Below are 23,971 nucleotides of genomic sequence, written 5' to 3'. Positions count from 1 at the left end.
GCCCTGCCCAAAACCCGGAGACCGTTGTGACCCCCATTGCCCTAGCCCGCCTGCTGACCCTTGCCGCTGTCTGGGGGGCGAGTTTTTTGTTCATGCGCATCATCGCCCCCGAACTCGGCACCGTGCCGACCGCGTTCTTCCGCGTGTCGATCGCGTGCCTGGGCCTGGTCGCCATCGTCGCCGCCGCGCGGGTACGCTGGGACTTCCAAGGCAAGCTCGGCGCCTGCCTGGTGCTGGGCATGATCAACTCGGGCATCCCGGCGACGTTCTACTCCGTGGCCGCGCAAGTACTGCCAGCTGGCTACTCGGCGATTTTCAACGCCACCACACCGCTGATGGGCGTACTGATCGGCGTGCTGTTCTTCCGTGAACCGATGACCCTGCCCAAGCTCTGCGGCATCTTCCTGGGCCTGTTCGGCGTCGGCATCCTCAGCGGCGCTGGCCCCGTCGCGCTGGACCTGGCCTTGCTGCAAGGCGCCCTCGCCTGCCTGGCGGCCACCACCTGTTATGGCTTCGCCGGCTTTCTCGCCCGCCGCTGGGTCAGCGGCCTGGACAGCCGCCTCTCGGCCCTGGGCAGCATGCTCGGCGCTACGCTGCTGCTGAGCCCGCTGTTCGCCTGGAGCGCCTTGGCTCAGCCCCCTGCCAGCTGGGGCGGCTGGCAGGTGTGGCTGTCGCTGCTCGGGTTGGGCCTGCTGTGTACCGCATTTGCCTATATCCTGTACTTCCGCCTGCTCGAAGAAATTGGCCCGGTCAAGGCCAGCACCGTGACCTTCCTGATCCCGGTATTCGGCGTATTGTGGGGGGCATGGTTGCTGGATGAACCGCTGTCGATGGCACACCTGTACGGCGGTGTGCTGATTGGCGCGGCCTTGTGGCTAGTGCTGCGGCCGACGCGCCATTGAAGCGGGGCACACGATGAACAGTGCATACAAGAAGGTGTTGTTCCGCCTGGTACAGGACGCAGACGGTTACCCGCCGGCCTCGGTCGAGGGCCTGTGGGCCAAGGCAGTCGACGGCGGCTACCAAGTCGATGGCATCCCGTTCTATGTCTATGGCATTGCGCCGGGCGACATCATCGACACGCGGGAGGACAGCGGTGAAACCTGGTTCGACAGCTTGCGCATCAGCAGCGGCCGCTCGGTGTTCCGGGTGATCGTCAAGCCACCGGAAACGCTCGACCAGGTGCGCGCAGCCCTGCAAGACTTTGGCTGCAACTGCGAAGCAGAACAGGCGGTGAGGATGCTTGCCGTCGAAGTCCCCTCGCAGCGCGCGCTCGACACCTTGCTCTACTACCTGCTGACCCAGCGCGAAGCCGACCTGCTGGACTTCGAGGAAGGCGTGCTGCGGCACACCATCCCCGAAGAGTTTCGCTAGCGCGCTACGCTTACGCCTCCGCCAACCGCGCAGCCGGCTTGCGGAACACGAACAGCAAGCCCACCACGATCAGCCCCATCCCCAGCAGGCTCAGCGCTGCCAAACGGTTACCGAAGATCAGGAAATCCATCACCGCAGTCACCGCAGGCACCAGGTAGAACAAGCTGGTGACATTGACCAGATTGCCCTTGGCGATCAGGCGATACAGCAGCAGGGTCGCCAGCAACGACACCACCAGCCCCATCCACAGCAGTGCACCGACGAAGCCGCCGGTCCACTGCACGTGCAACGGTTGCAAGGGGGCGAACAGCGCGCACAGGGCAAACCCTGCCAGGTACTGCAACGGCAAGGTGCCCATGGGGTTGTCGGTGATGCGTTTCTGCAGGATCGAACCCAAGGTCATGCTGCCCAGCGCCAGCAGCGCGAACAGCATGCCGGCCAGGGACACCCCACCCAGGTTGATGCTTTGATAGACCACCATCACCAGGCCAGCAAGGCCCAGCCCCAGGCCGAACAGCCGGCTCCAGGAACGCTGACGCTCCATCAGTACTACGGTGAGGATCGGTTGCACCCCCATCACCGTGGCCATCACGCCAGGGGTGACATGGGTATTGAGCGCCAGCAGATAGAAGATCTGGTAGGCCCCCAACAACACGCAGCCAGTGCCCAGGGCGCGCAGCACCGCCCCACGACTGCGCGGCCAACGCAGGCCCAACAAGGGGCCGATCATCAACAGGCCCGCGAGGGCCAGCGCCGAGCGCAATAACAGGAAAGCGAACGGGCTGGCGTGCGCCAGGCCCAGCTTGGAGACGATTGCCCCGCTGCTCCACAGCAAGACGAACAGGCTGGTGGTGGCCGCCGAGGCCACGGATGCTTTGGAAATGACAGACATGTATTGCCACCTTTCGGGCGAATGAGCCGAACGGAGGGCGTACGCTTCAGCGAGGGAAGTAGCCGACCGTGTTCAGTAGGTTGCGAGTGCGGTGAGCAGCGGCCAGAAGCCGATCAGCCCAGCACGACCACGCAAAGAGGCGGAGCTACGCCGCCTACAACGCCACTGACAGGTGGTGGGTAGTGACTGATCATGGCCGGCTGCTGGCTACCACGCACGACCTCGCCCGCGACTGGCGCGAAGGCAAAGCATGAGGTGGAAGGGATGGCTGGCATGAACAGGTCTTCAGGATGAGATCAATGGCCTGGACTATAGCCCGGCGTTTTCTGGCTGGCAACTGGCTAAACCGACCTTTGTAGGCGCGGCCGTTGGTTAATTTTTCACCGCCCTGGCTCGTCTGAATGCGAAACGCCGCACGCATTCAGCCGCTCCGAGGACCACTCATGAACGCAAAAGCCTGGCTCTACCGGCCAGCCCAGATCACCTGCCTGCTGCTGGTCAGCGCCTACGCCCACGCGGCCAAGCCAGGTGATGTTTTCCAGGACTGCACAGACTGCCCAGAGATGGTGGTACTGCCCGCCGGCAGCTACGTGATGGGCGCACCCGATGACGAAGCCGGCCGCCAGCCCGACGAAGGCCCGCTGCACACCGTGACCTTCGCCAAGCCTTTCGCGATGAGCCGCTACCAGGTCACCGCCGGCGAGCTGGACGCGTACATCAAGGCCACCGGCACCGTCATCAAGAGCGGCGACGACCGCCCCGGCCGCTGGTGCGAAGCCAGCAAGCCCACCTACAAACAAACGGCCCGCCAACCTGCGGTCTGCGTCGACTATGACGAAGTCCAGGCCTACACCGTGTGGCTGGCAAAAAAAACCGGCAAGCCTTACCGCATGGTCAGCGAGGCTGAACGTGAATACGCCGCCCGCGGTGGCTCTACCGGCCCGTTCCCCTTCCCGTTCGACGAGCCGGGCAAGTACGAGATCAGCAAGCACGCCAACACCTACGGCCCCCGTGACGGCTACACCTTCACCGCCCCCGTGGGCAGCTATCCGGCCAATGCCTTCGGCATGTACGACATGCACGGCAACGTCTACGAGTGGGTCGCCGACTGCTACCACGAAAGCTACGAAGGCGCCCCCAGCGACGGCAGCGCCTGGATCCAGGACCCCAAGTGCATCCGCGCGCACATGCGCGGCAACGACTGGGGCGAGCCACCGATCTTCTCGCGCTCGGCCAACCGCAACGACCGCCTCAAGACCACCCGTGGCGACTTCCTCGGCTTTCGCGTAGCCCGCGAACTCTGAACGTTGTGACGCGGTTAACAGCACCTGCGGAAAAACAGTCAATAAGAATCGTTCCGGTTTTTCACAGGTGCTGCGTCACATACAGCACATAGAAAAAAACCCTTCTGCCAACGAGAACGCAACAGATGTCCATGCCATTGCCCAGTGCGCTCAACCCGCTTGCCAAAGCCTTACTGATTCGTCATTCCCTTCGCCCCCAGCGTGCGCTGTCACGCATTGGCCTGGGCCTGGCGCTGTCCTCTGCGCTGGTTGCACAGGTGCAGGCACAGGAATGGACCCTGGATATTCCCGCGCAGTCGATGAACTCGGCGCTGCAGGCGCTGGCCAAGCAGACGGATACGCAGTTGTTGTACAGCCCACAAGATATCAGCGGGCTGCGTTCTTCGGCACTGAAGGGGCGCCATGACCTGGCGTCATCGCTGCGCATCCTGTTGCAAGGGACGGGGTTGAGGTACCAGATTGATGGCAACTCGGCGACGGTGACAGCGAGTTCGGCCGCAAAGGAAGGCCAGGTCGAGCTTTCGGCGACCAACGTCAATAGCGTGGGCCTCGGCGCTACTACCGAAGGCACCGGTTCGTACACCACAGGTATCACCAGTACAGCCACGAAGATGAACCTGTCGCTTCGTGAAACGCCTCAATCGGTCACCGTGATGACGCGTCAACGCATGGATGATCAACACCTCAGCGCCATCACCGATGTGCTCAAAGAGACCCCAGGGATCACCATGTCCCAGGATGGCGGGGAGCGCTTCAACATCTACTCTCGCGGGAGTGCCATCGATACCTACCAGTTCGACGGCGTCAATACCAGCCAGGAAAACCAGACGCGCAACATGCCCAGCACGCTGCTGGACATGGCCTTGTATGACCGGGTCGAGATCGTCCGTGGCGCCACGGGCCTGATGACCGGTGCCGGCGAGCCTGGCGGCGTGATCAACTTGATCCGCAAGAAGCCGACCCGCGAGTTCAAATCCTATGTCAAGGGCAGTGTTGGATCCTGGGATAACTACCGCAGCGAAGTCGATGTCTCCGGCCCACTGACAGAAACAGGTAACGTCCGAGGGCGCATGGTTGCGGCCAAGCAAGACAACCACACGTTCATGGACTGGTATGACCAGAAGCGGGAAATCCTCTACGGCGTCGTTGAAGCCGACCTGACCGACACAACCCTCGTGCGTTTTGGTGTCGACTACCAGAAGTACAAATCGACGGGCGCGCCGGGTGTCCCGCTGCTGTTCACCAATGGCAAGCAAACCGATTTCTCGCGATCCACCAGCTCTGGCGCTCGGTGGATGTACGATGATTTCGAGACCATGAACTACACGGCGACCTTGGAGCAGCAGTTGGTCAACGACTGGAAGCTCAGGGTGGTGGCCAATTACATGGACGTCGATCGCGATGCTGACCTGGGCTGGTACCGCAGCACGTCCGGGGTCACGTACTTGAACGAGGAAACCGGCGCTGCAAGCGCCGAACGGGCAAAGATTTCCGCCGATCAAACCCAGAAGGGCTTGGACGTCAACCTCGCCGGCACTTACGAGCTGTTCGGCCGTTCCCACGACTTGGTCGTGGGGTACAACTATTCCGAATATGAAAACGACCACCACTCGCAGACCGGTGGTATCGCCACGTTCAATTTCTACACCTGGGATAACTACCTGGCCCGCGACGGCTACCGGCCCTCTCTGATTTTCAACATCAAGACACGACAAAGCGGTTACTTCGTGGCCAACCGTTTCAACATTACCGATGACCTGCACCTGCTGCTGGGTGCACGGGTTTCGCAATACACTTACGACTCCGACCTGACCTCGCTGATTGCCAACACCAACACGGTCAGCAAGATGCGTGAAACCGGCCAGGTAACCCCCTATGCCGGTGTGGTCTACGACCTGACCCCTGAACAGTCTGTCTATGTCAGCTATACCGACATTTTCAAGCCGCAGACGTCGATGGACAAAGACGGCAAGGTACTCGAGCCTGTGGTCGGCAAGAACTACGAATTGGGTTGGAAAGGCGAGTTCTTCGATGGCCGCCTGAATACCAGCGCCGCCGTGTTCATGGTAGAGCGGGACAACTTCGCCGAAATTGATCCGGGCCAACTCACACCGACCAATGGCCAGGCGTATCGTGCCGTAGACGGCGCGAAAACCAAGGGCTTCGAGTTTGAAATCGCGGGTGAGATCGCGCCTGGCTGGAATGTCCAAACCGGCTACAGCCATGCCCGTACCGAGAACGCCGACGGCGACCGTCTGACGACCCAATTGCCCATGGACACGTTCCGCCTGTGGAGCACTTATCGCCTCCAGGGCAACTGGGACAAGCTGACCGTAGGCGGTGGCGTCAACTGGGATTCCAGCAAAGCGTTGACGTTCACCAACTTCAACAATGCCAAGGTCAAGGATGACGACTATGCCGTGGCCAGCCTGATGGCGCGTTACCAGGTCACCGACCACTTGGCGGCAACGCTGAATGTGAACAACCTGTTCGACGAAAAGTACTACTCCGGCATGGCCGGCAGTTATGGCCACTATGGTGCACCGCGTAATGCCACGCTCGACCTGCGCTACGACTTCTGATGGCGTTCATCTAGCCAGGCGGGTCTAGCCGGCCACGGTCCATACGACAGGCCTGTTGATAACGGCGCTTCCCTAACCGGAGCGCCGTTTTTTCATGCCCAGCCTTTGCGAAGGCGAGCGCCATTTACGCCTGCATACAAAAAGGGGCTATCCCGTACGGATAGCCCCTCTTGGTACTTCTACAAGGCCGTTGTTACGCGACCGTATCCACCTCCCTCAACTTAGCCACCAGGCTCTCGATCACCTCTGCATGCTTGAGGATGTCATAGTGGCCAGCTAAGACAGCGTTGCTTTCAGCATAGGCATGGGTCCAGGCAGGGCTCACGCTGCCGCCTGCCCACCAGCACGATGCCAATGCCTGGGTGGCCGGAAGCGGCTCGACCCCTTGCGACAACACCTTCAGCCGCATGGCAACGATGAATGTATGAGCCAATTCAGCGCTGCCGACTTCGGCAAACGCTGACTGCCCACCTTGCATCGCGCAGACCTCGTCGATCACCTGCTCCAGCATTGCAGTTGCAGTACCGGCTGGCACTGAGCCAATAGCCAGTTGTTCCTTGGGTACGCCCAACACGACACCCAGGAAGCCGCGTAGGTCATCGCTCCAGTCACCTTGCACGTCATTTGGCTCGGTCCCCGGCATGAAGCTGTCGACCAGCCCGAGCAACGATACCTGCTGGCCCTGGCTTTCCAGTTCCTGGGCCACCAGCACGGCCAGCGTCCCCCCCAACGACCAACCCAGCAGGCGGTAAGGCCCTTCGGGCTGCTTCTGGCGGATGTACTGGGCGTAATCGATGGCCATCGACTGAAGCGAATCGTCCACCCAGTCACGGTCGAGCAGCATTCGGCATTGCACACCGTATACGCTGCAGCGCCCCTCCAGGCGTCGGGCCAGTGGTTCATAATCGAACACCGTACCAAAGCCCGCGTGCAGGCAGAACAGGGGGGCCACATCGGGCACCCGGCTGTTGAGCAGCAACAAGGGATCGAGGCTTTCATCAGCGGCGGCATAGCCACTGAGTTCACCGATGGTCGGTTTAGCCATGACGTCCCGCAGTTTCAGCTCTATCGGAATATCATCGCTGGCGCGGACCTTCGACAACATCTTGAGCACCCGCAGCGAGTCACCGCCAAGCTCGAAGAAGTTGTCGTCCACACCCACACTTTGCACGCCCAGCACCTCTTGCCAGATGTTCACCAAGGCCTGCTCCACGGCATTGCGCGGTGCAATCCGCTGCCGCTGTGCTGCAAACTCAGGGGCAGGCAATGCATTGCGATCGATTTTGCCATTAGGTGTGAGCGGCAGCGTCGGCAACAGCACCAACTGCGCAGGCACCATGTAGTCAGGCAGCTCGGCGCGCAGAGCCTCACGCAGCTGCATCGCATCGGTTGCGGCCGTACCGGTGACCACATACCCGACCAGCTGTTTGCCGGCAGCGCCCTCACGCGCCACGACTACGGCATCCCTGACATCGGCCAGGTTACGCAAGCGCGCTTCGATCTCGCCCGGTTCGATACGGAAGCCGCGCACCTTCAGCTGGCTGTCCAGTCGCCCAATGAAATCGATCACCCCGTCGGCACGGCGGCGCACGCGGTCCCCCGTCCGATACAGGCGCGAACCTTCGGCGAAGGGGTCGGCCACGAAACGCTCGGCCGTCAGGGCACTGCGCTGGTGGTAACCCCGCGCCACACCCTCGCCTCCGATGTACAGCTCACCCGCGACACCCTCGGGCAGCGGGTTGAGGTCATCATCGAGTACATGCAACGTGCGCTGGCCGACCCGATCACCGATCGGCGCATACACCGCCGCGCAACGCTGCTGTGCCGATACCTTCCACAGCATCGGCGTCACTACCGTTTCTGTAGGCCCATAACCATTGGTCAAGTACTGCGGTTGCAAGGTGCGCTTGACCAATTCGAACAAGGCATCGGGTACCGCATCCCCGCCGAAGCAATAGATGCGTACCGCAGGTGGCGCCTCTGGCTGACTCTCGGCGAACTCGGCCAACTGCTGCAGGTAGGCTGGCGGGAAGCACGCAATATCGATGCTTTGTGCCTGCAGCACCTGCCAGGTTTCTTCCGCGGTCCACAAGCGGTTCTCGCGAACCACCAGGCAACCACCGGAGGACAGGGTGGAAAGCCACCGTTCCTGGGCTCCGTCGAAGGCAAACGACATGAACAACAACTCGCGCGTGGCCTCGTCCATTTCATACAACTGGGCGATGGCCTGGCAGTGCATGCGGATTTGCCCATGGCTTACCGCCACACCTTTCGGCTTGCCGGTAGAGCCAGAGGTGTAGATCAGGTAAGCGAGGTTGTCTTCCTGTACCTGAAGCTGGGGTGCAGTCGACGGCAGCTGCGACAGCGACAACTGGTCCAGTGCCACCACGTGTTGTACGTCACCCAAACGCTCACGCAGGCTGCTGCTGGTCAGCAGCAGGTGCATGTGCGAATCCTCCACGATCCACTGCAGACGTTCCTGCGGGTAGTCAATGTCCAGTGGTACATAGGCCGCGCCGGTTTTCATCACGGCCAGGAAGGCCACGATCGTCTCGACCGAACGCTCCAGCGCAACCCCCACCGTCGCTTCAGGCTGCGCGCCCAGGCTGATCAAATGGTGCGCAAGGCGGTTGGCGCGTTCGTCCAGTTGCGCATACGTCAGTTGCTGCCCAGCACAGATGACAGCCACAGCTTGCGGCCTGGCTACCGCGTGTTGGGCAATGCGCTCAGCCAGCAACGGCAGGCCCGGTTGCTTAGGTTGCAGTTGGTTGCGCTCGCGTGCCTTGAGCGACTGCATCGGCGTGAGCATGTCCAGGCTGCCTATCGCTGCGTTCGGGTTATCCAGTATGCCGGTGAGCAAGCGCTCAAAGCTGCCCCGGATCATGTCCGTTGCCGCATGAGTCAAGCGGTTTCGCAGGTACAGGAACTCGACGGACAAGGTCTCGCCCAGGTGCACGGCGAGGTCCATGGCATAGTTGGTCACGTCACGGCTACTGACTTCACCGAACCGCAGTGTGCCAGCCCCTTCCTCGCGCAGACGCTCATCGACTGGATAGTTCTCGAAGACCACGATGCTGTCGAACAGCGGTTGCCCCGCGCGCCCTGCCCAACGCTGGACGTCAGACAAGGCAGCATGTTCATGGTCTCGCAGTTCCAGGTTGTAGGCCTGAAGCTGACGTACCCACTCACCGACAACGTGATGAGGTTGTGCTGACTGCACCACTGGCAAGGTATTGATGAACAGCCCGAGCATCTCATCGGCGCCGGCCAAACCTGCTGGCCGCCCAGCTACCGTGGCCCCGAAGCACACCGTGGATTGACCGGTATAGCGCTGCAAGAGCAACAGCCAAGTGGCCTGAATCAAGGTGTTCGGGGTGACGCGCAGACGCTGTGCCTGTTCGCGTAAACGGGAAGTCTGCTGGCGGTCCCATTTCAGATACAGGGCATCATGGCCAACCTGCTTGGCATCAGGCTGTGGCGCTATGCTGCCCGCCAGCAGCGTCGGGCTTTCCAGCCCTTGCAACTTACTGCTCCAGAACGTCTCCAGCGCGCTTTGCGGCTGCTCGCCCAGCCAACGGATGTAGTCAGCGAAGCGGCCGAGCGGCGCCTTGGCAGCATGACCGTGGTAATGCTGCAGCACCTCGCCCAGCAGGCGTGAGTTGCTCCAGCCATCCATCAGGATGTGATGGCGTGTCCAGATCAGGTGCAAGCGTGCGTCTTCGAGCTTGACCAATGTCAACCTCATCAGCGGTGCAGCCATCAGGTCAAAGCCTTCTGCCGCCTCCCTTGCAGCCAGGTCTTGCAATGCCTGAGCGGTATCATCACGGCCGCGCCAGTCAAGCACTTGCACAGGCAGGGTGGCGTGGCGATGGACCACTTGCAGCGGCTGGTCTGCTTTGGCAGACAACCAGAAGCCGGTACGCAGGATGTCATGGCGCGCAATCACATGGTTCCAGGCCGCGATGAAACGCTCGACTTCAAGGCCTTCGACTTCTACTGCGGTCTGGTTGATGTAGAGCGCGGCTTCCGAGCCCTGCAGCGTGTGGAAGAGCATGCCCTGCTGCATCGGGGATAGCGGGTAGAGATCGGCAATGTCCGCAGCTGCAACCGGCAAGCTGTCCAGCTGAGCCTGGGTAAGGCCCGCCAATGGGAAGTCCGATGGAGTGACACCTCGATGGGACGGTTCGCAGCAGTGGGCCACCAACGCTCTCAACTCGTCGGCATACGCGTCCGCCAGCTGCTTGAGTGTCGCCTCGTCGAACCGCTCGCGGCTGAAACTCCAGCTCACCTTCAATTCGCCGCCATACACCTGGCTGTTCACTGTCAGCAAGCTGGGCAATGGCGCGTCTGCGTCCTGGTTAGCACCCGCGTACTCCTTGGCAGGCACGAACAGGCTCGACTCGCCGTCAAAGCTACCGTCGAACTGCCCCAGGTAGTTGAACACGATTTCCCCCTGGGGCAGCGCCGCGAGCACATCACGCGCGTTGTCCCCGCCCAGGTATCGCAGCAGACCATACCCGACCCCTTTATTGGGTACTGCGCGCAATTGCTCCTTGATGGCCTTGATCGAGTCGGCCAGGCCAGCGTGAGGGCGCAAGGTGATCGGATACATGCTGGTAAACCAGCCTACCGTGCGGCTCAGGTCGATGCCATCGAACAGGTCTTCCCGACCATGGCCTTCCAGGCGCACCAACACTTCCGGGCGCCCCGTCCAACGGCCCACTACCCTGGCCAACGCAGTCAACAGCAAGTCGTTGATCTGTGTGCGATAGGCCACCGGGGCTTGCTGAAGCAGTTGCCGCGTGGTCTCGCGGTCCAATTTGGTGCTGACCGACGCCGCATGTTTGAGCAGGTTTTCGCCTTGCGGGTAGTCACACGGCAGCGCGTCATTGGCGCCCTGCAGTTGTGTTTGCCAAAAGCCCAGCTCGGCCTGCAACTCAGGGCTGGTGGCATGACGCTGTACATGCTCCGCCCAGACTTTGAACGCGCAGGTCTTGGCCGGCAAGCGCAGCGCATTACCGGCCCGCAGTGCTTGGTATGCCTGTTGCAAATCCTCCAACAGCACCCGCCACGACACACCATCCACAACCAGGTGGTGGATCACCAGCAGCACGCGTTGGCTGCCATCGGCGAGGTTAGCCAGCACCGCCCGCACCAGCGGGCCCTGCTCCAGGCTCAAGCTGCGCTGGGCTTCTTCGACAAGGGGCTGAAGGTCGTCTGCATTGACGGCTGAGCGCGTCCACAGTTGATGGGGTAGCGCTTCGCGGAACTCGGCTTGCCAGGCGCCACCCTTCGACTCGAAGCGCAAGCGCAGTACATCATGGTGCTCGACCAGTGCGAGCAAAGCTGCGTCCAGCGTATCCGAGTCCAGTCGTTCACTCGGTGTCAGCAGTACCGACTGGTTCCAGTGGTGTCGTTGAGGAATATCCGCCTCGAAGAACCAGTGCTGAATCGGTATCAGCGGCGTGACGCCGGTTACCGGCCCTTGATCGATGACAGCACTCGCCGCGCGGCGGGCCACGGCTGCCAGGCCTTGAACTGTTTGAGCCTGGAACAATTCCTTGGGTGTGAACTGGATGTTTTGCAGGCGTGCGCGACTGACCACCTGCAGCGACACGATAGAGTCGCCCCCCAACTCGAAGAAGTTGTCACTCAAGCCGACGCGTTCCAACCTGAGTACATCTGCCCAGATCGCCGCGATCTGCTGCTCCATTTCGGTCTGGGGTTCGATGTATTCGCCTTGCAGCAAACTGGCATCCGGTTGCGGCAGGGCCTTGCGGTCCAGCTTGCCGTTCGGTGTTACCGGCAGCTTGCTCAGCAACAGCAGGTGCGCGGGCACCATGTAATCCGGCAGCCCGGCCTTGAGGGCCTCACGCAGGCTGTCGCGCAAGGCGGCCTCGTCTTGCGTGCTGTCGGCGGGTACCACATAGCCCACCAACTGTTTACCGCTCGGCCCGTCCTGGGCCAGCACCACCGCTTCCTGCACCGCTGGCAATTCCAACAGGCGCGCTTCGATTTCACCCAGTTCAATCCGCAACCCGCGGATCTTCACCTGGTGGTCGAGACGCCCGGCGTAGTCGATCACGCCGTCGGCGTTGTAACGCGCCAGGTCACCGGTGCGGTACAGGCGCCCACCGTTGTCGCTGAACGGGTCCGGCACAAAACGCTCGGCCGTCAGCGCCGGGCGCTGGTGATAACCACGTGCCAAACCTACGCCGCCCAGGTACAGCTCGCCGGCACTGCCGCGTACTGCAGGTTGCAAGCTGCCTTCGAGGATGTGGGTCTTGAGGTTGTCGATCGGCTGGCCGATTGGCACGCTGATGCTTTCGTCCGCGCGGCAGGTCCAGTGGGTGACGTCGATGGCCGCTTCGGTCGGGCCGTACAGGTTGTACAGGCCGGCCGCTGGCAGGCGCTGCAGTGTCTGGCGCGCGAGCTCGGCCGGCAATGCCTCGCCACTGCACACCACACGCTTGAGGCTACGGCAGCTTTCCACCGCTTCGTGGGTCATGAACGCCTGCAGCATCGACGGCACGAAGTGCAAGGTGCTGATGGCGTACTGGTTGATGGTGTCGACCAGCAACTGCGGGTCGCGGTGGGCGCCCGGCTGGGCCATGACCAGGCGCGCGCCGGTCATCAGCGGCCAGAAGAACTCCCACACCGACACGTCGAAGCTGAACGGGGTTTTCTGCAGCACGCTGTCACTGGCGTCCAGGCCGTAGGCCTTCTGCATCCACCACAGGCGGTTGACCAGTGCCTGGTGGCTGTTGCCGGCGCCTTTCGGGCGGCCGGTGGAGCCGGAGGTGTAGATCACATAGGCGAGGTTCAGCGGGGCTACGTCGATGCCAGGATTGGCATCACTGAAGCCGGTCAAATCCTCGACATCCAGATCCAGGCTGTGTAGGCCAGCCGGAATCGGCAGGGCATCACGCAGGTGCGACTGGGTCAACAGCAAGGCAATGCCGCTGTCCTCGAACATGTAGCTGAGGCGGTCCTGCGGGTATTCCGGGTCCAGCGGCACATAGGCGCCACCGGCTTTGACGATACCCAGCAAGCCGATGACCATCTCCAGGCTGCGCTCCATGGCGATGCCCACCAGCACATCTGGGCCCACGCCCAGTTCACGCAGCTTGTGCGCCAGCTGGTTGGCTTTGCCATTGAGTTCGGCGTAGCTCAGGGTCTGCTCACCAAACACCAACGCCGGGGCGTCCGGAGTGGCGAACACCTGGGCTTCGATCAGTGAGTGGATACTGCGCTCATTCGGGTACACCGCGACGGTATCGTTCCAGCCTTCGACCATCAACTGCCGTTCTTGCAGGCTCAGCATCGGCAGCTCGCCGACTGCTGCATCCGCATCCGCGACCAGTGCCTGCAGCAAATCCGCAAAGTTGGCCGCCAGGCGGCCAATGGTCTCGTCGCTCCACTGCGTACGGTCGTGGTTGTAGTGCATCGCCAGGCTGCTACCCAGCTCAACCACCAGGGTCAGTGGGTAGTTGGTTTGCTCCTGCACGGCCACGTTGCCAAAGCGCAAGCGGCCGGGCGCGCCTTGTTGCAGCGCCTCGGACACCGGGTAGTTTTCGAACACCAGAATGCTGTCGAACAGCGCGTCACCGCCCTGCCCGGCCCAGCGCTGCACGTCGTACAACGGGGTGTGCTCGAACTCGCGCAACGCCAGGTTGCAGCCTTGAACCTGGGCGATCCACTCGCCGACACGCTGCTCGGCGCGGGGTGCACCAATCACCGGCAGGGTGTTGATGAACAAGCCGATCTGCTCCTCAACGCCTGGCAAATCTGCCGGGCGGCCGGCCACGGTGGCGCCGAAGCAGACACTGGCCTGGCCGGTATAGCGCTGCAACAGCAGCAGCCAGGCCGATTGCACCAGGGTGTTGACGGTGACGCGGTTAGCGCGGGCGAAGGCTTCGATGCGTGCGGTCTGCTCGGCATCGAGGGCCAGGCGATGATCACCGTAGCCGCTGCCCGCATCGCCTGCGCAACCGGCAATGGCCTGGGCCAGGCGCGTCGGTTCGTCGAGCGCGGCCAACTGGGCCTGCCAGAAGGCTTGGGCAACTGCCGTATCCTGACGTTGCAGCCAGGCGATGTAATCCCGATAGTGCGTGGCCTGGAACCCGGTCGTCGGGCCAGCATAACGCTGCAGGACTTCGCCCAGCAGGCGCGAGGTGCTCCAGCCATCCATCAAAATATGGTGGTTGGTATAGATCAGGTGGTAACGGTCATCGTCGATACGGACCAGCACCAGGCGCAGCAGCGCCGGCTCATCAAGCGCAAAACCACGCTGACGCTCGTCTTCGGCCAATGCTTGCAGCGCCGCTTCGAGCGCTGGTGCTCCACGCCAGTCGTGCTCGCTGAACGGCAGCGTCACCTGCTTTCGGACCACCTGCATCGCCTGGTCCAGGTCCCCTTCCCAGAAAAACCCGGTGCGCAGAATGTCGTGCGCATCCAACGCCGCCTGCCAGGCCTGCTTGAAGCGCTGTACATCCAGCCCCTCGACATCGACCCGCAACTGGTTGATGTAGTTGCCGGCCTGTTGGTCGTAGAGCGTGTGGAACAGCATGCCCTGCTGCATCGGCGACAACGGATAGACATCGGCGATCGAAGCCGCCGCCACCGGCAGGTGGTCCAGTTGTACCTGGCTCAAACGTGCCAGCGGGAAGTCCGACGGGGTGAACCCGCGATGCCCGGGTACGCAGCAATGGGCAATCAACGCCTTGAGCTCTTCAGCGTACTCGTCGGCCAGGCGTTGCACTGTCGACGCATCGAACAACGCGCTGCTGAAGGTCCAGCCAAGTTTGAGCTCACCGGCATACACCTGACCGTTGATTGCCAGCAGATTGCTCAGTGGCGCGGCTTGGTCATGGGGGTCACCGCTGTACTCTTTAGCGGGAACGAACAGGCCTGCCTCATCGCCGAAGCTGCCGTCGAACTGGCCCAAGTAGTTGAAGACAATTTCACCCTGTGGCAACTGCGCCAGTGCCTGACGCTGTTCGTCACTCCCCAGGAAGCGCAGCACACCATAACCAATGCCTTTTTCAGGCACCGCGCGCAGTTGCTCTTTGATCGCTTTGACCGAATCAGCCATGCCAGCGCTCGGGGTCAATTTCACCGGATAAACACTGGTGAACCATCCAACGGTGCGGGTCAGATCGAGGTCATCGAACACATCCTCCCGTCCATGCCCTTCCAAACGAACTACTACGTCCGGCTGCCCTATCCAGCGGCTAAGCACCCGCGCCAGCGCGGTCAGCAACAAGTCGTTGATCTGCGTGCGATAGGCCGCTGGCGCATCCTGCAAGAGCTGACGGGTGCAGGTTTTATCCAGGCGGGTCGTCACCGAGGCGGCATGCCTGACCAGGTTTTCGCCACCCGGATGGTCCACAGGCAACGACGCGCCTCGTGCCGTTTGCAGGCTACCTTGCCAATAGCTGACCTCATGCTCCAGCTCGACGCTACTGGCATAGGCCTGCAAGCGTTGGGCCCAGGCCTGGAACGAACTGGTCTTGGCCGGCAAGCTCGGCGCTTGACCGGAACCCAGCGAGGCATAGGCCTGTTGCAAATCTTCCAGCAATACCCGCCATGAAACACCGTCCACGACCAGGTGGTGGATCACCAGCAGCAACCGCTGGCCACCATCAGGCAGCAACGCCAGCACCGCACGCATCAACGGCCCTTGTTCCAGGTCGAGGCTGCGTTGCGCCTCGTCGACAAGCCCGCGCAGCGCTTCGTCGTCGCGCAGCGTACGGGTCCACAACAACGCTGACGGCGCTGCTGTGCCGAAGCTGGCCGACCAATTGCCACCTGACGGTGCGAACTGCAAGCGCAGCGCATCGTGATGCGCAAGCAACGCGTGCAACGCCGCATTCAGTCGATCCGCTTCCAGTGCGGTATTCGGCGTGAGCAGCAACGACTGGTTCCAGTGATGGCGCTCGGGGATATCCGCATCGAAGAAGCGACGCTGGATCGGGGTCAGTTGCATGTCGCCCACGACCAGGCCTTGGTCGATGCTCAAGCCTGCCGACAACCGGGCAACCGATGCCAGCCCCTGTACCGTCTGGTGCTCGAACAACTCCTTGGGCGTGAATTGAATGCCGGCCTGACGTGCCCGGCTGACCACTTGCAAGGAAATGATCGAGTCGCCGCCCAACTCGAAGAAGTTGTCGGCCAGCCCCACCTTGTCCAGTTTCAATACGTCCGCCCAGATCACTGCAATCGTACGCTGCAGGTCCGTTTGCGGTTCAAGGTAGGCCTGCTGTAACAGGCTGGCATCCGCGTGTGGCAGGGCTTTGCGGTCCAGCTTGCCATTCGGCGACAGCGGCAGCTGATCCAGGAACAGCAAGTGTGCAGGCACCATGTATTCAGGCAGTGCGGCCTTGAGTTCGACCCGCAGGGCATCACGCAGCGTCGACTGATTATCAGGGCCGCCTTGCATCACCGATGGCTCGGTCGGCACCACATAACCCACCAACTGGTGTCCCTGCGGCCCTGGCTGAGCCAATACCACGGCTTGACGCACCCCTGGTAACGCCTGCAGGCGCGCTTCGATTTCACCGAGTTCGATACGGAAACCGCGAATTTTCACCTGATGGTCAATACGCCCGACGTACTCGACGACCCCATCGATGCGGTAGCGCGCCAGGTCACCGGTGCGGTACAGGCGCTCACCCTCCGGGGCTCCAAACGGATCGGGGATGAACCGTTCTGCCGAGAGCTGGGCCTTGCGGTGATAACCGCGTGCCAGGGCTTTACCACCGATGTACAGCTCTCCACAGACGCCAACCGGCACCGGATTGAGGCCCGAGTCGAGGATATGGATCCGCGTATCAGGCAGCGCCTTGCCGATCTCGACGTCGCCCTGCCGAACGCTCAAACGCTCACTGTGAGTCGCATTGATCGTCGCCTCGACCGGGCCGTAACGGTTGTAGATTGCCACGTGCGGCAAGCACTCCAGGGCCCTGTTGAGCAGGTCATGGGTGATGGCTTCGCCACCCGAGAACAAACGCTTCAGGCTATGGCAGTGGGCAACGTGCTCCGCGTCGAGGAAACTCTTGAGCATGGACGGAATGAAGTGCAGGGTCGTGACGCCATGGGCACGAATCAGATCGATCAGAAGCGCCGGGTCACGCTGATCACCCTGCCGTGCCAGCAGCACCTTGGCACCACAGGTCAATGGCCAGAGCAGCTCCCACACGGACACGTCAAAGCTGAACGATGTTTTTTGCAAGACCACATCGTGCTCGTTGAGGCCATAGGCGTTCTGCATCCAGCGCAGGCGGCCACAGAGTGCTTGCTGATCAACGCCTGCACCTTTCGGTTTGCCGGTCGAGCCAGAGGTGTAAATGACGTAGGCCAGGTTCTGCGCGACGCTGGTTTGCGTCAGGTTCTCGCCCGGGTAACCTGCAAATTCATCGTGTCGGTCGACGACAACGCAGTGCATCCGTGCCGGCACCGGTACGTGCGCAACCGATGATGCCTGCGTCAGCAACAGCTGAATATCACTGTCCTCGAGCATATAGGCCAAGCGGTCCTGCGGGTAGTCCGGGTCCAGCGGCACATAGGCGCCGCCCGCCTTGAGCACAGCCAGCAACCCCACCACCATCTCCAGGCTGCGCGCCATGGCGATACCGACCAGCACATCGGGGCCTACACCCAGCTCACGCAACCGGCCTGCCAGTTGGTTAGCCCTGTGGTTCAGCTCGGCATAGCTCAACGACTGCCCCTCGAAAAGCACCGCCACGGCATCAGGCGTCTGTGCTACCTGCGCTTCGATCAACTGGCTGACACTCAGCTCATCGGTGCTGACGGCGGCCTGGTAGTTCCAGTCCGAGACCATCAGGCGAGCTGCTTGCGGATCCAGCAGAGGCAGGTCGCCCAGTGCCGTGGTGGCATTGTCGACGAGCGCCTCGAGCAGATTGGCGAAGTGGCTGGCGACCCCTTGGATCGCTTGCGTACTCCACAGCGTTCGATCATGGGTGTAGCGGACGGACAGCACATTGCCGAGCCCGATTGCCACGCTGAGGGGGTAGTTGGTCTGCTCTCGGTTAGCCACTTCCCCAAACTGCAAGCCGGCCGGCGCGCCTTGCTGGAGGGCTTCGGACACCGGATAGCTCTCGAACACCAGGAGGTTGTCGAACAGTGCCTCCCCGCCCAGGCCTGCCCAGCGCTGCACCTCGTACAACGGCGTGTGCTCGAACTCACGCAGGGCAAGGTTGCTCGCTTGCACTTGGCTGATCCACTCAGCCACCGTCTGCTCCACGCGAGGGGAACCGATCACAGGCAAGGTGTTGATGAACAAGCCGATCTGTTCCTCCACACCCGGCAGGTCAGCCGGTCGCCCTGCTACCGTAGCGCCGAAGCACACGGTCGATTGCCCCGTATAGCGGTGCAGAAGCAGCATCCACGCAGATTGCATCAGCGTATTGACCGTGACCCGGTTAGCCCGGGCGAACGCTTCGACACGTGCGGTCTGCTCGCGGTCGAAAACCTGGTGGAAGGCTGCGTGACCAGACGCCTGCTCACCCGGCGCCATGCGTATCGCGTGCACCAGACGCGTCGGTTGTTCCAGCGCCGTCAATTGCTCCTTCCAGAAGGTTTCAGCGGCAACCGCATCCTGGCGCTGCAACCACGCGATGTATTCGCGGTAATGCGCGCTCTGGGTCGGCAGTGCCTGACCGGCATAGCGCTGCAGCACTTCCCCCAACAGACGCGACGTACTCCAGCCATCCATCAGGATGTGATGATGCGTGCATATCAGATGATGACGTTGCTCACCGGTACGCACCAACACCAGGCGCAACAAGGGGGCTGCATCCAGCACGAAGCCGCGTTGTCGCTCACGCTCGGCCAACGCGTCCAGCGCTTGATCTGCCGTTGGCTGATTGCGCCAATCCTGTTCAGTGAACGGCAGCTCGACGTGCTTGCGTACGATCTGCACCGCGTGGTCCAGGTCTCCCTGCCAGACGAAACCGGTTCGCAGAATATCGTACGCCCCCAGCGCGCCCTGCCAGGCATGCTTGAAGCGTTCCACGTCCAGCCCGTCCACGTCTACACGGAGCTGGTTGATGTAGTTGCCGGCCGACTGCTCGTACAGCGTATGGAACAACATGCCCTGCTGCATGGGTGCCAGCGGGTAGATATCGGCGATTTCGGCGGCGGGTACCGGCAGGCTGTCCAGTTCGGCCTGGCTCAAGCGGGCCAGCGGGAAATCCGAAGGCGTGACCCCACGATTGGCCGCCTGGCAGCAGTGGGTGATCAGCGCCTTGAGTTCCTGGGCATACTCATCAGCCAAGCGCTGAATGGTCGACGCGTCGAACAGTTCCCGGCTGAAGGTCCACCCCATTTTCAGCTCGCCCGCATAGACCTGCCCGTTCAGTGCCAACAGGCTGCCCAAGGGCGCCTCTTCGCTTTGATTGGCCCCGCCATCCTCCTTGGCTGGCGTGAAGACGCTGTCTTGCTCCTGGAAACTGCCGTCGAATTGCCCCAGGTAGTTGAAGACAATTTCACCCTGCGGCAGGCTCTCCAGCACCTGCCGGCTGTCATCGCTGCCAAGATAGCGCAGCAGCCCGTATCCAATACCCTTGTTGGGGACTGCCCGCAGTTGCTCCTTGATGACCTTGATCGAGCTGTCGAGTTGCGCCTGAGCGGTCAAGGTCACCGGATAGATGCTGGTGAACCAACCCACGGTGCGCGTCAGGTCCAGGTCGTCGAACACGTCCTCACGGCCATGCCCTTCCAGGCGCACCAGTACGTTAGTCCGCCCGGTCCAACGGGCCACCACACGCGCCAGCGCTGCGAGCAGCGGGTCATTGATCTGGGTGCGGTAGGCCATGGGCGCTTCATGCAAAAGCTTGCGCGTCCACTGTGCATCCAGATGGGTGCTTGCGTAGGCGGCGTGCCTGACCTGGTTACCGCCTTGCAGATGATCACGGGGCAAATCGTCGTCAGCATGCTGCAACTGTGCGTGCCAGTAGCTCAGCTCCTGAGCCAGATCGGCGCTTTTGCCGTACGCCTGCAGCCGTTCGGCCCAAGCCTTGTAGGCGCTGGTCTTGGCAGGCAATTCGACAGGCTGGCCGGCCGAGACTGACAGATAGGCCTGCTGCAGATCCTCAAGCAGTACGCGCCATGACACACCGTCAACGACCAGGTGATGGACCACCAACAGCAGCCGTTGGTCACCATCAGGCAACGTGCCCAGCAATACCCGCATCAAGGGGCCACCGAGCGTGAAACTGCGCTGCGCATCACTGGCCGCGCGCAAAAGCGCGTCCATGTCGCTGAACGAGCGATGCCACAGTACGTCCTGGGCTTCGACATCGTTGAACGTGCCTTGCCAACTTCCGCCTGCCTGATCAAAACCCAGGCGCAGCGCGTCGTGGTGCTGCAGCACGTGTTGCAGTGCGGCACCCAGATGCTGCGGGTCGATGCTTACGCTGGGTGCCAGCAGTACCGACTGGTTCCAGTGCTCAGGCTGGGGCATCGCCTGATCGAAGAACCAGTGCTGAACAGGTGTCAGCGGCGAGGTGCCGGTGACTGCGCCTTGGTCGATGACAACGTTATCGGCACACCGCGCAACCGATGCCAAGCCTTGTACGGTCTGGAATTGGAACAATTGCTTGGGCGTGAACTGGATGCCTGCCTGGCGCGCACGGCTGACCACCTGCAAGGAAATGATCGAGTCGCCACCCAGCTCGAAGAAGTTATCGGTCAGCCCGACCTTTTCCAGTTTCAACACACCCGCCCAGACCGCAGCAATACTGCGTTCCAGTTCGGTACGAGGCTCAAGGTACTGGGCTTGGAACACGCTGGTATCGGGCTGTGGAAGCGCCTTGCGATCCAGCTTGCCATTGGGCGTCAGCGGCAACGCTTTGAGGAACACAAGCTGCGCCGGGACCATGTACTCCGGCAGGCTTTGCTTGAGCTGGCCACGCAACGCATCACGCAGCGCTGACTGCTGCTCGAGTGTGTCCATCACGGCATCATCGGCCGGTACCACATAGCCCACCAATTGCTTGCCACTTGGGCCATCCTGAGCCAACAGGACCGCTTCATGGACAGCCTCCTGGGCCTGCAGCCGCGCCTCGATCTCACCCAGCTCGATACGGAAGCCACGAATCTTCACCTGGTGATCGATGCGACCGGCATACTCGATCAGCCCGTTTTCCTGGTAGCGGGCGAGGTCGCCGGTACGGTACATCCTGCCGCCGCCCTGCTCATCGAACGGGTCGGGAATGAAGCGTTCGGCTGTCAGGCCTGGGCGGCCGAGATAACCCCGTGCCAACCCCGCACCGGCCATGTACAGCTCGCCGTTTACACCTACCGGTACCGGCATTACCGCTTCACTCAGCAGATAAACCGCACTGTTGGCGATCGGCCGGCCAATGTTGGCTTTGCCATTGGCGCAACGCAGGGTAAAGGTGGAGTAGGTCGTGTCCTCGGAAGGGCCGTACAGGTCATAAACCTGTTGCACATGCCCGGTCGCGTACAAGTCGTCGACCAGCGACTGCTTCAGCGCTTCCCCGGCAAGGTTGATGGTGCGAACGGTTGCCGGCAGGGCATCGGTCTCAAGCAGCATCTTGATTGCCGAAGGTACGGTGTTGACCAGGCGTACGCGGTCTTTGGCCGCCAGGTGTGGCAGCTCCAGCGCGTTGGCAGCAAGCACCGCGTAGCCTCCGGCCGACAGCGTGACGAACAGCTCCCACACCGACAGGTCGAAACAGATCGAGGTCGAGGCCAGCACACCGCACAGGTCCTCTTGGCTGTAAACCGTCAGTGCCCAACCAATCAGCGCCGTTACGTTGCGGTGCTCGATCAGAACACCCTTGGGTTTGCCTGTGGACCCAGAGGTATAGATGCTGTAGGCCAAATTGCCCGGTTCGGTCAGGCAGACCGGATCGGTTACCGGGTATGCCTGCAGCGACAACTGATCCAGCAACAAAGTCCTGGCATGGAACTCCTCAGGCATGCGCGCAAGCAGGTGCGACTGGGACAACAGCAAAACCGACTGGCTGTCCTCGAGCATGTACTCGATACGGTCCTGCGGGTATTCAGGATCGAGCGGCACATAGGCGCCACCCGCCTTGAGTATCGCCAGTAGGCCAACCACCATTTCAGGGCTGCGCTCCATAGCGATGCCCACCAGCACATCCGGGCCTACCCCCTGCTCACGAAGCCTGTGCGCCAACTGGTTGGCCCGTTCGTTCAGCGTTGCATAACTCAACACCTGTTCGCCAAACAACAAAGCCGGGGCGTCGGGTGACACACGCACCTGAGCTTCGAACAATTGGTGCATGGCTTTATCGGCAGGGTAATCCGCTTGCGTGCTGTTCCAGTCGCTGATGACGCGTTGCTGCTCTTGCGGGCTCAGCATCGACAAGCCTGCAACAGGCTGGTGCGGCTGCCCTGCGATGCTGACGAGCACGTTGACCCAGTGCCCTGCCATGCGCTCGATGGTGGCCGCGTCGAACAGATCGGTCGCATACGTCAACGCCGCGCTGATACCCGCTTCGTGCTCGAACGTGTCCAGTGCCAGGTCGAACTTGGCCACATGGCTTTGCGCCGCCAACTCCTCCATCAGCAGGCCTGGCAGGTTGCGCCCTTCGCTTTTTTTGGTCTCGGTCTGGTGGTTGTACATCACCTGGAACAACGGGCTGTGGCTGAGGCTGCGCTCCGGCTGCAAAGCTTCGACCAGTTGTTCGAAAGGCAAATCCTGATGCGCCTGCGCGCCCAAAGCACGTTGCCTGACTTGCTCCAGCAGCTCGGTAAAGGTGATGCCCAGGTCGAACTCGGCACGCAGCACCTGGGTATTGACGAAGAAGCCCGCCAAGCGCTCCGTCTCGGCACGGTTGCGGTTGGCGATCGGAACGCCCACGCGGATATCCGCCTGCCCTGAGTAGCGGTGCAGCAGCGTTTGAAAGCTGGCGAGCAACAGCATGAACGGTGTCACGCCCTGCTGCTGCGCCAATTGCTTGAGCGAACCGACCAGTTCCCCGTCCAAAGGGATTTCCAACCGTGCACCCTGTTGGCTGTGGACCGCCGGGCGAGGACGATCGGTCGGCAACTCCAGCACCGGTTGCTCATCACCCAACTGTGCTTTCCAGTAGGTAAGTTGCCGGTCCTGTTCACCCGCCTGCATCCAGGCCCGCTGCCAAATGGCGTAGTCGGCGTACTGGATCGGCAACGCCGGCAACTGCACGTCGCGGCCTTGGCTGAACCCTTCATAAAGCTTGACCAGGTCTTGCACCATCACTGGCAAGGACCACCCGTCAGCCACGATGTGGTGCAACGTCAGTGTGAGCACGTGCTCTTGCGCCCCCAACTGCAACAGCCTGGCCCGCATCAGTGGCCCATGTTCCAGGTCGAAGGGCAGCTGGGCCTCAGCTTCAAGGCAGGCACGAACAGAAGGCGCAGTGGCCTCGACAGGCTCCACGACCAGCGCGAACGGCATGTGCGGATGAAGGACCTGTACCGCCTGTTCACCCTCCAGCCGGAAGGTGGTACGCAGCGTTTCGTGGCGGGCGATCAACGACTCGAAACTGCGCTGCAAAGCGCTGATGTCCAGTGCACCTGTGAACTTCAAGGCAGCAGGAATGTTATAGGCAGAACTTTGCGGCTCCAGCTGCCAAAGGAACCATTGCCTTTGCTGAGCAAAGGAAAGCGGTATCGGGTCGACATCGCCACGGCTCTGCGGGATCGGTAACTGCGCAAGGCTCATGCCCTTCGATGCGAGCTTTTCAAGAAAGAGCTTGCGCTGTGGCAGGGGCAGGCCAATGAAGCGTTTTACCAGTTCCAAATTTCTGTTATCCGTTTGCATC

6 protein-coding genes are annotated in these 23,971 nt (G+C 61.8%); 4 read left to right on the top strand and 2 right to left on the bottom strand.

Translation table 11 applies throughout. The features are described 5' to 3' along the window. The first annotated feature begins 26 nt into the window (after nucleotides 1-26). Both AC5PZ0_RS26525 and AC5PZ0_RS26520 read left to right on the top strand, forming a co-directional pair. The gene (locus AC5PZ0_RS26525; protein ID WP_099430169.1) at nucleotides 27-902 is read left to right on the top strand and encodes a DMT family transporter; all 876 of its coding nucleotides are present in this window, start codon (nucleotides 27-29) and stop codon (nucleotides 900-902) included. A gap of 13 nt (nucleotides 903-915) precedes the next feature. Continuing rightward, nucleotides 916-1,374 (top strand): DUF4265 domain-containing protein, encoded by a 459-nt coding sequence (locus tag AC5PZ0_RS26520; protein WP_027593173.1) that lies wholly within the window; start codon nucleotides 916-918, stop codon nucleotides 1,372-1,374. Nucleotides 1,375-1,384: 10 nt separating this feature from the next. On the opposite strand, the gene AC5PZ0_RS26515 is transcribed toward AC5PZ0_RS26520, so the two are convergent. Beyond that, nucleotides 1,385-2,266 (bottom strand): DMT family transporter, encoded by an 882-nt coding sequence (locus AC5PZ0_RS26515; RefSeq protein WP_186681965.1) that lies wholly within the window; start codon nucleotides 2,264-2,266, stop codon nucleotides 1,385-1,387. A 443-nt stretch (nucleotides 2,267-2,709) separates the two neighbouring features. Between AC5PZ0_RS26515 and pvdO the strand changes: the two genes are divergently transcribed. Together pvdO and AC5PZ0_RS26505 are read left to right on the top strand one after the other, a co-directional pair. Then, nucleotides 2,710-3,570, top strand: a complete 861-nt coding sequence (pvdO, locus tag AC5PZ0_RS26510; protein ID WP_493856057.1) for a dihydropyoverdine dehydrogenase — start codon at nucleotides 2,710-2,712, stop codon at nucleotides 3,568-3,570. A 125-nt stretch (nucleotides 3,571-3,695) separates the two neighbouring features. Further along, on the top strand, nucleotides 3,696-6,152 hold the full coding sequence (locus AC5PZ0_RS26505; RefSeq protein WP_238217037.1) for a TonB-dependent siderophore receptor: 2,457 nt from the start codon (nucleotides 3,696-3,698) through the stop codon (nucleotides 6,150-6,152). Between the two features lie 193 nt (nucleotides 6,153-6,345). Here the strand turns inward: AC5PZ0_RS26505 and AC5PZ0_RS26500 are convergent, their stop codons facing one another. Then, the gene (locus AC5PZ0_RS26500) at nucleotides 6,346-23,970 is read right to left on the bottom strand and encodes a non-ribosomal peptide synthase/polyketide synthase (RefSeq protein ID WP_493856056.1); all 17,625 of its coding nucleotides are present in this window, start codon (nucleotides 23,968-23,970) and stop codon (nucleotides 6,346-6,348) included. Nucleotide 23,971 lies beyond the last annotated feature (1 nt).

This window comes from Pseudomonas sp. 5.2 (assembly GCF_059025405.1).
This window is presented reverse-complemented; position numbering and strand designations above follow the sequence as displayed.

Excerpts from the sequence above, each read along its gene's own strand:
- AC5PZ0_RS26520 (WP_027593173.1), top strand. The coding sequence starts at position 916 with ATGAACAGTGCATACAAGAAGGTGTTGTTCCGCCTGGTACAGGACGCA.
- AC5PZ0_RS26515 (WP_186681965.1), bottom strand. The coding sequence starts at position 2,266 with ATGTCTGTCATTTCCAAAGCATCCGTGGCCTCGGCGGCCACCACCAGC.
- pvdO (WP_493856057.1), top strand. The coding sequence starts at position 2,710 with ATGAACGCAAAAGCCTGGCTCTACCGGCCAGCCCAGATCACCTGCCTG.
- AC5PZ0_RS26505 (WP_238217037.1), top strand. The coding sequence starts at position 3,696 with ATGTCCATGCCATTGCCCAGTGCGCTCAACCCGCTTGCCAAAGCCTTA.
- AC5PZ0_RS26500 (WP_493856056.1), bottom strand. The coding sequence starts at position 23,970 with ATGCAAACGGATAACAGAAATTTGGAACTGGTAAAACGCTTCATTGGC.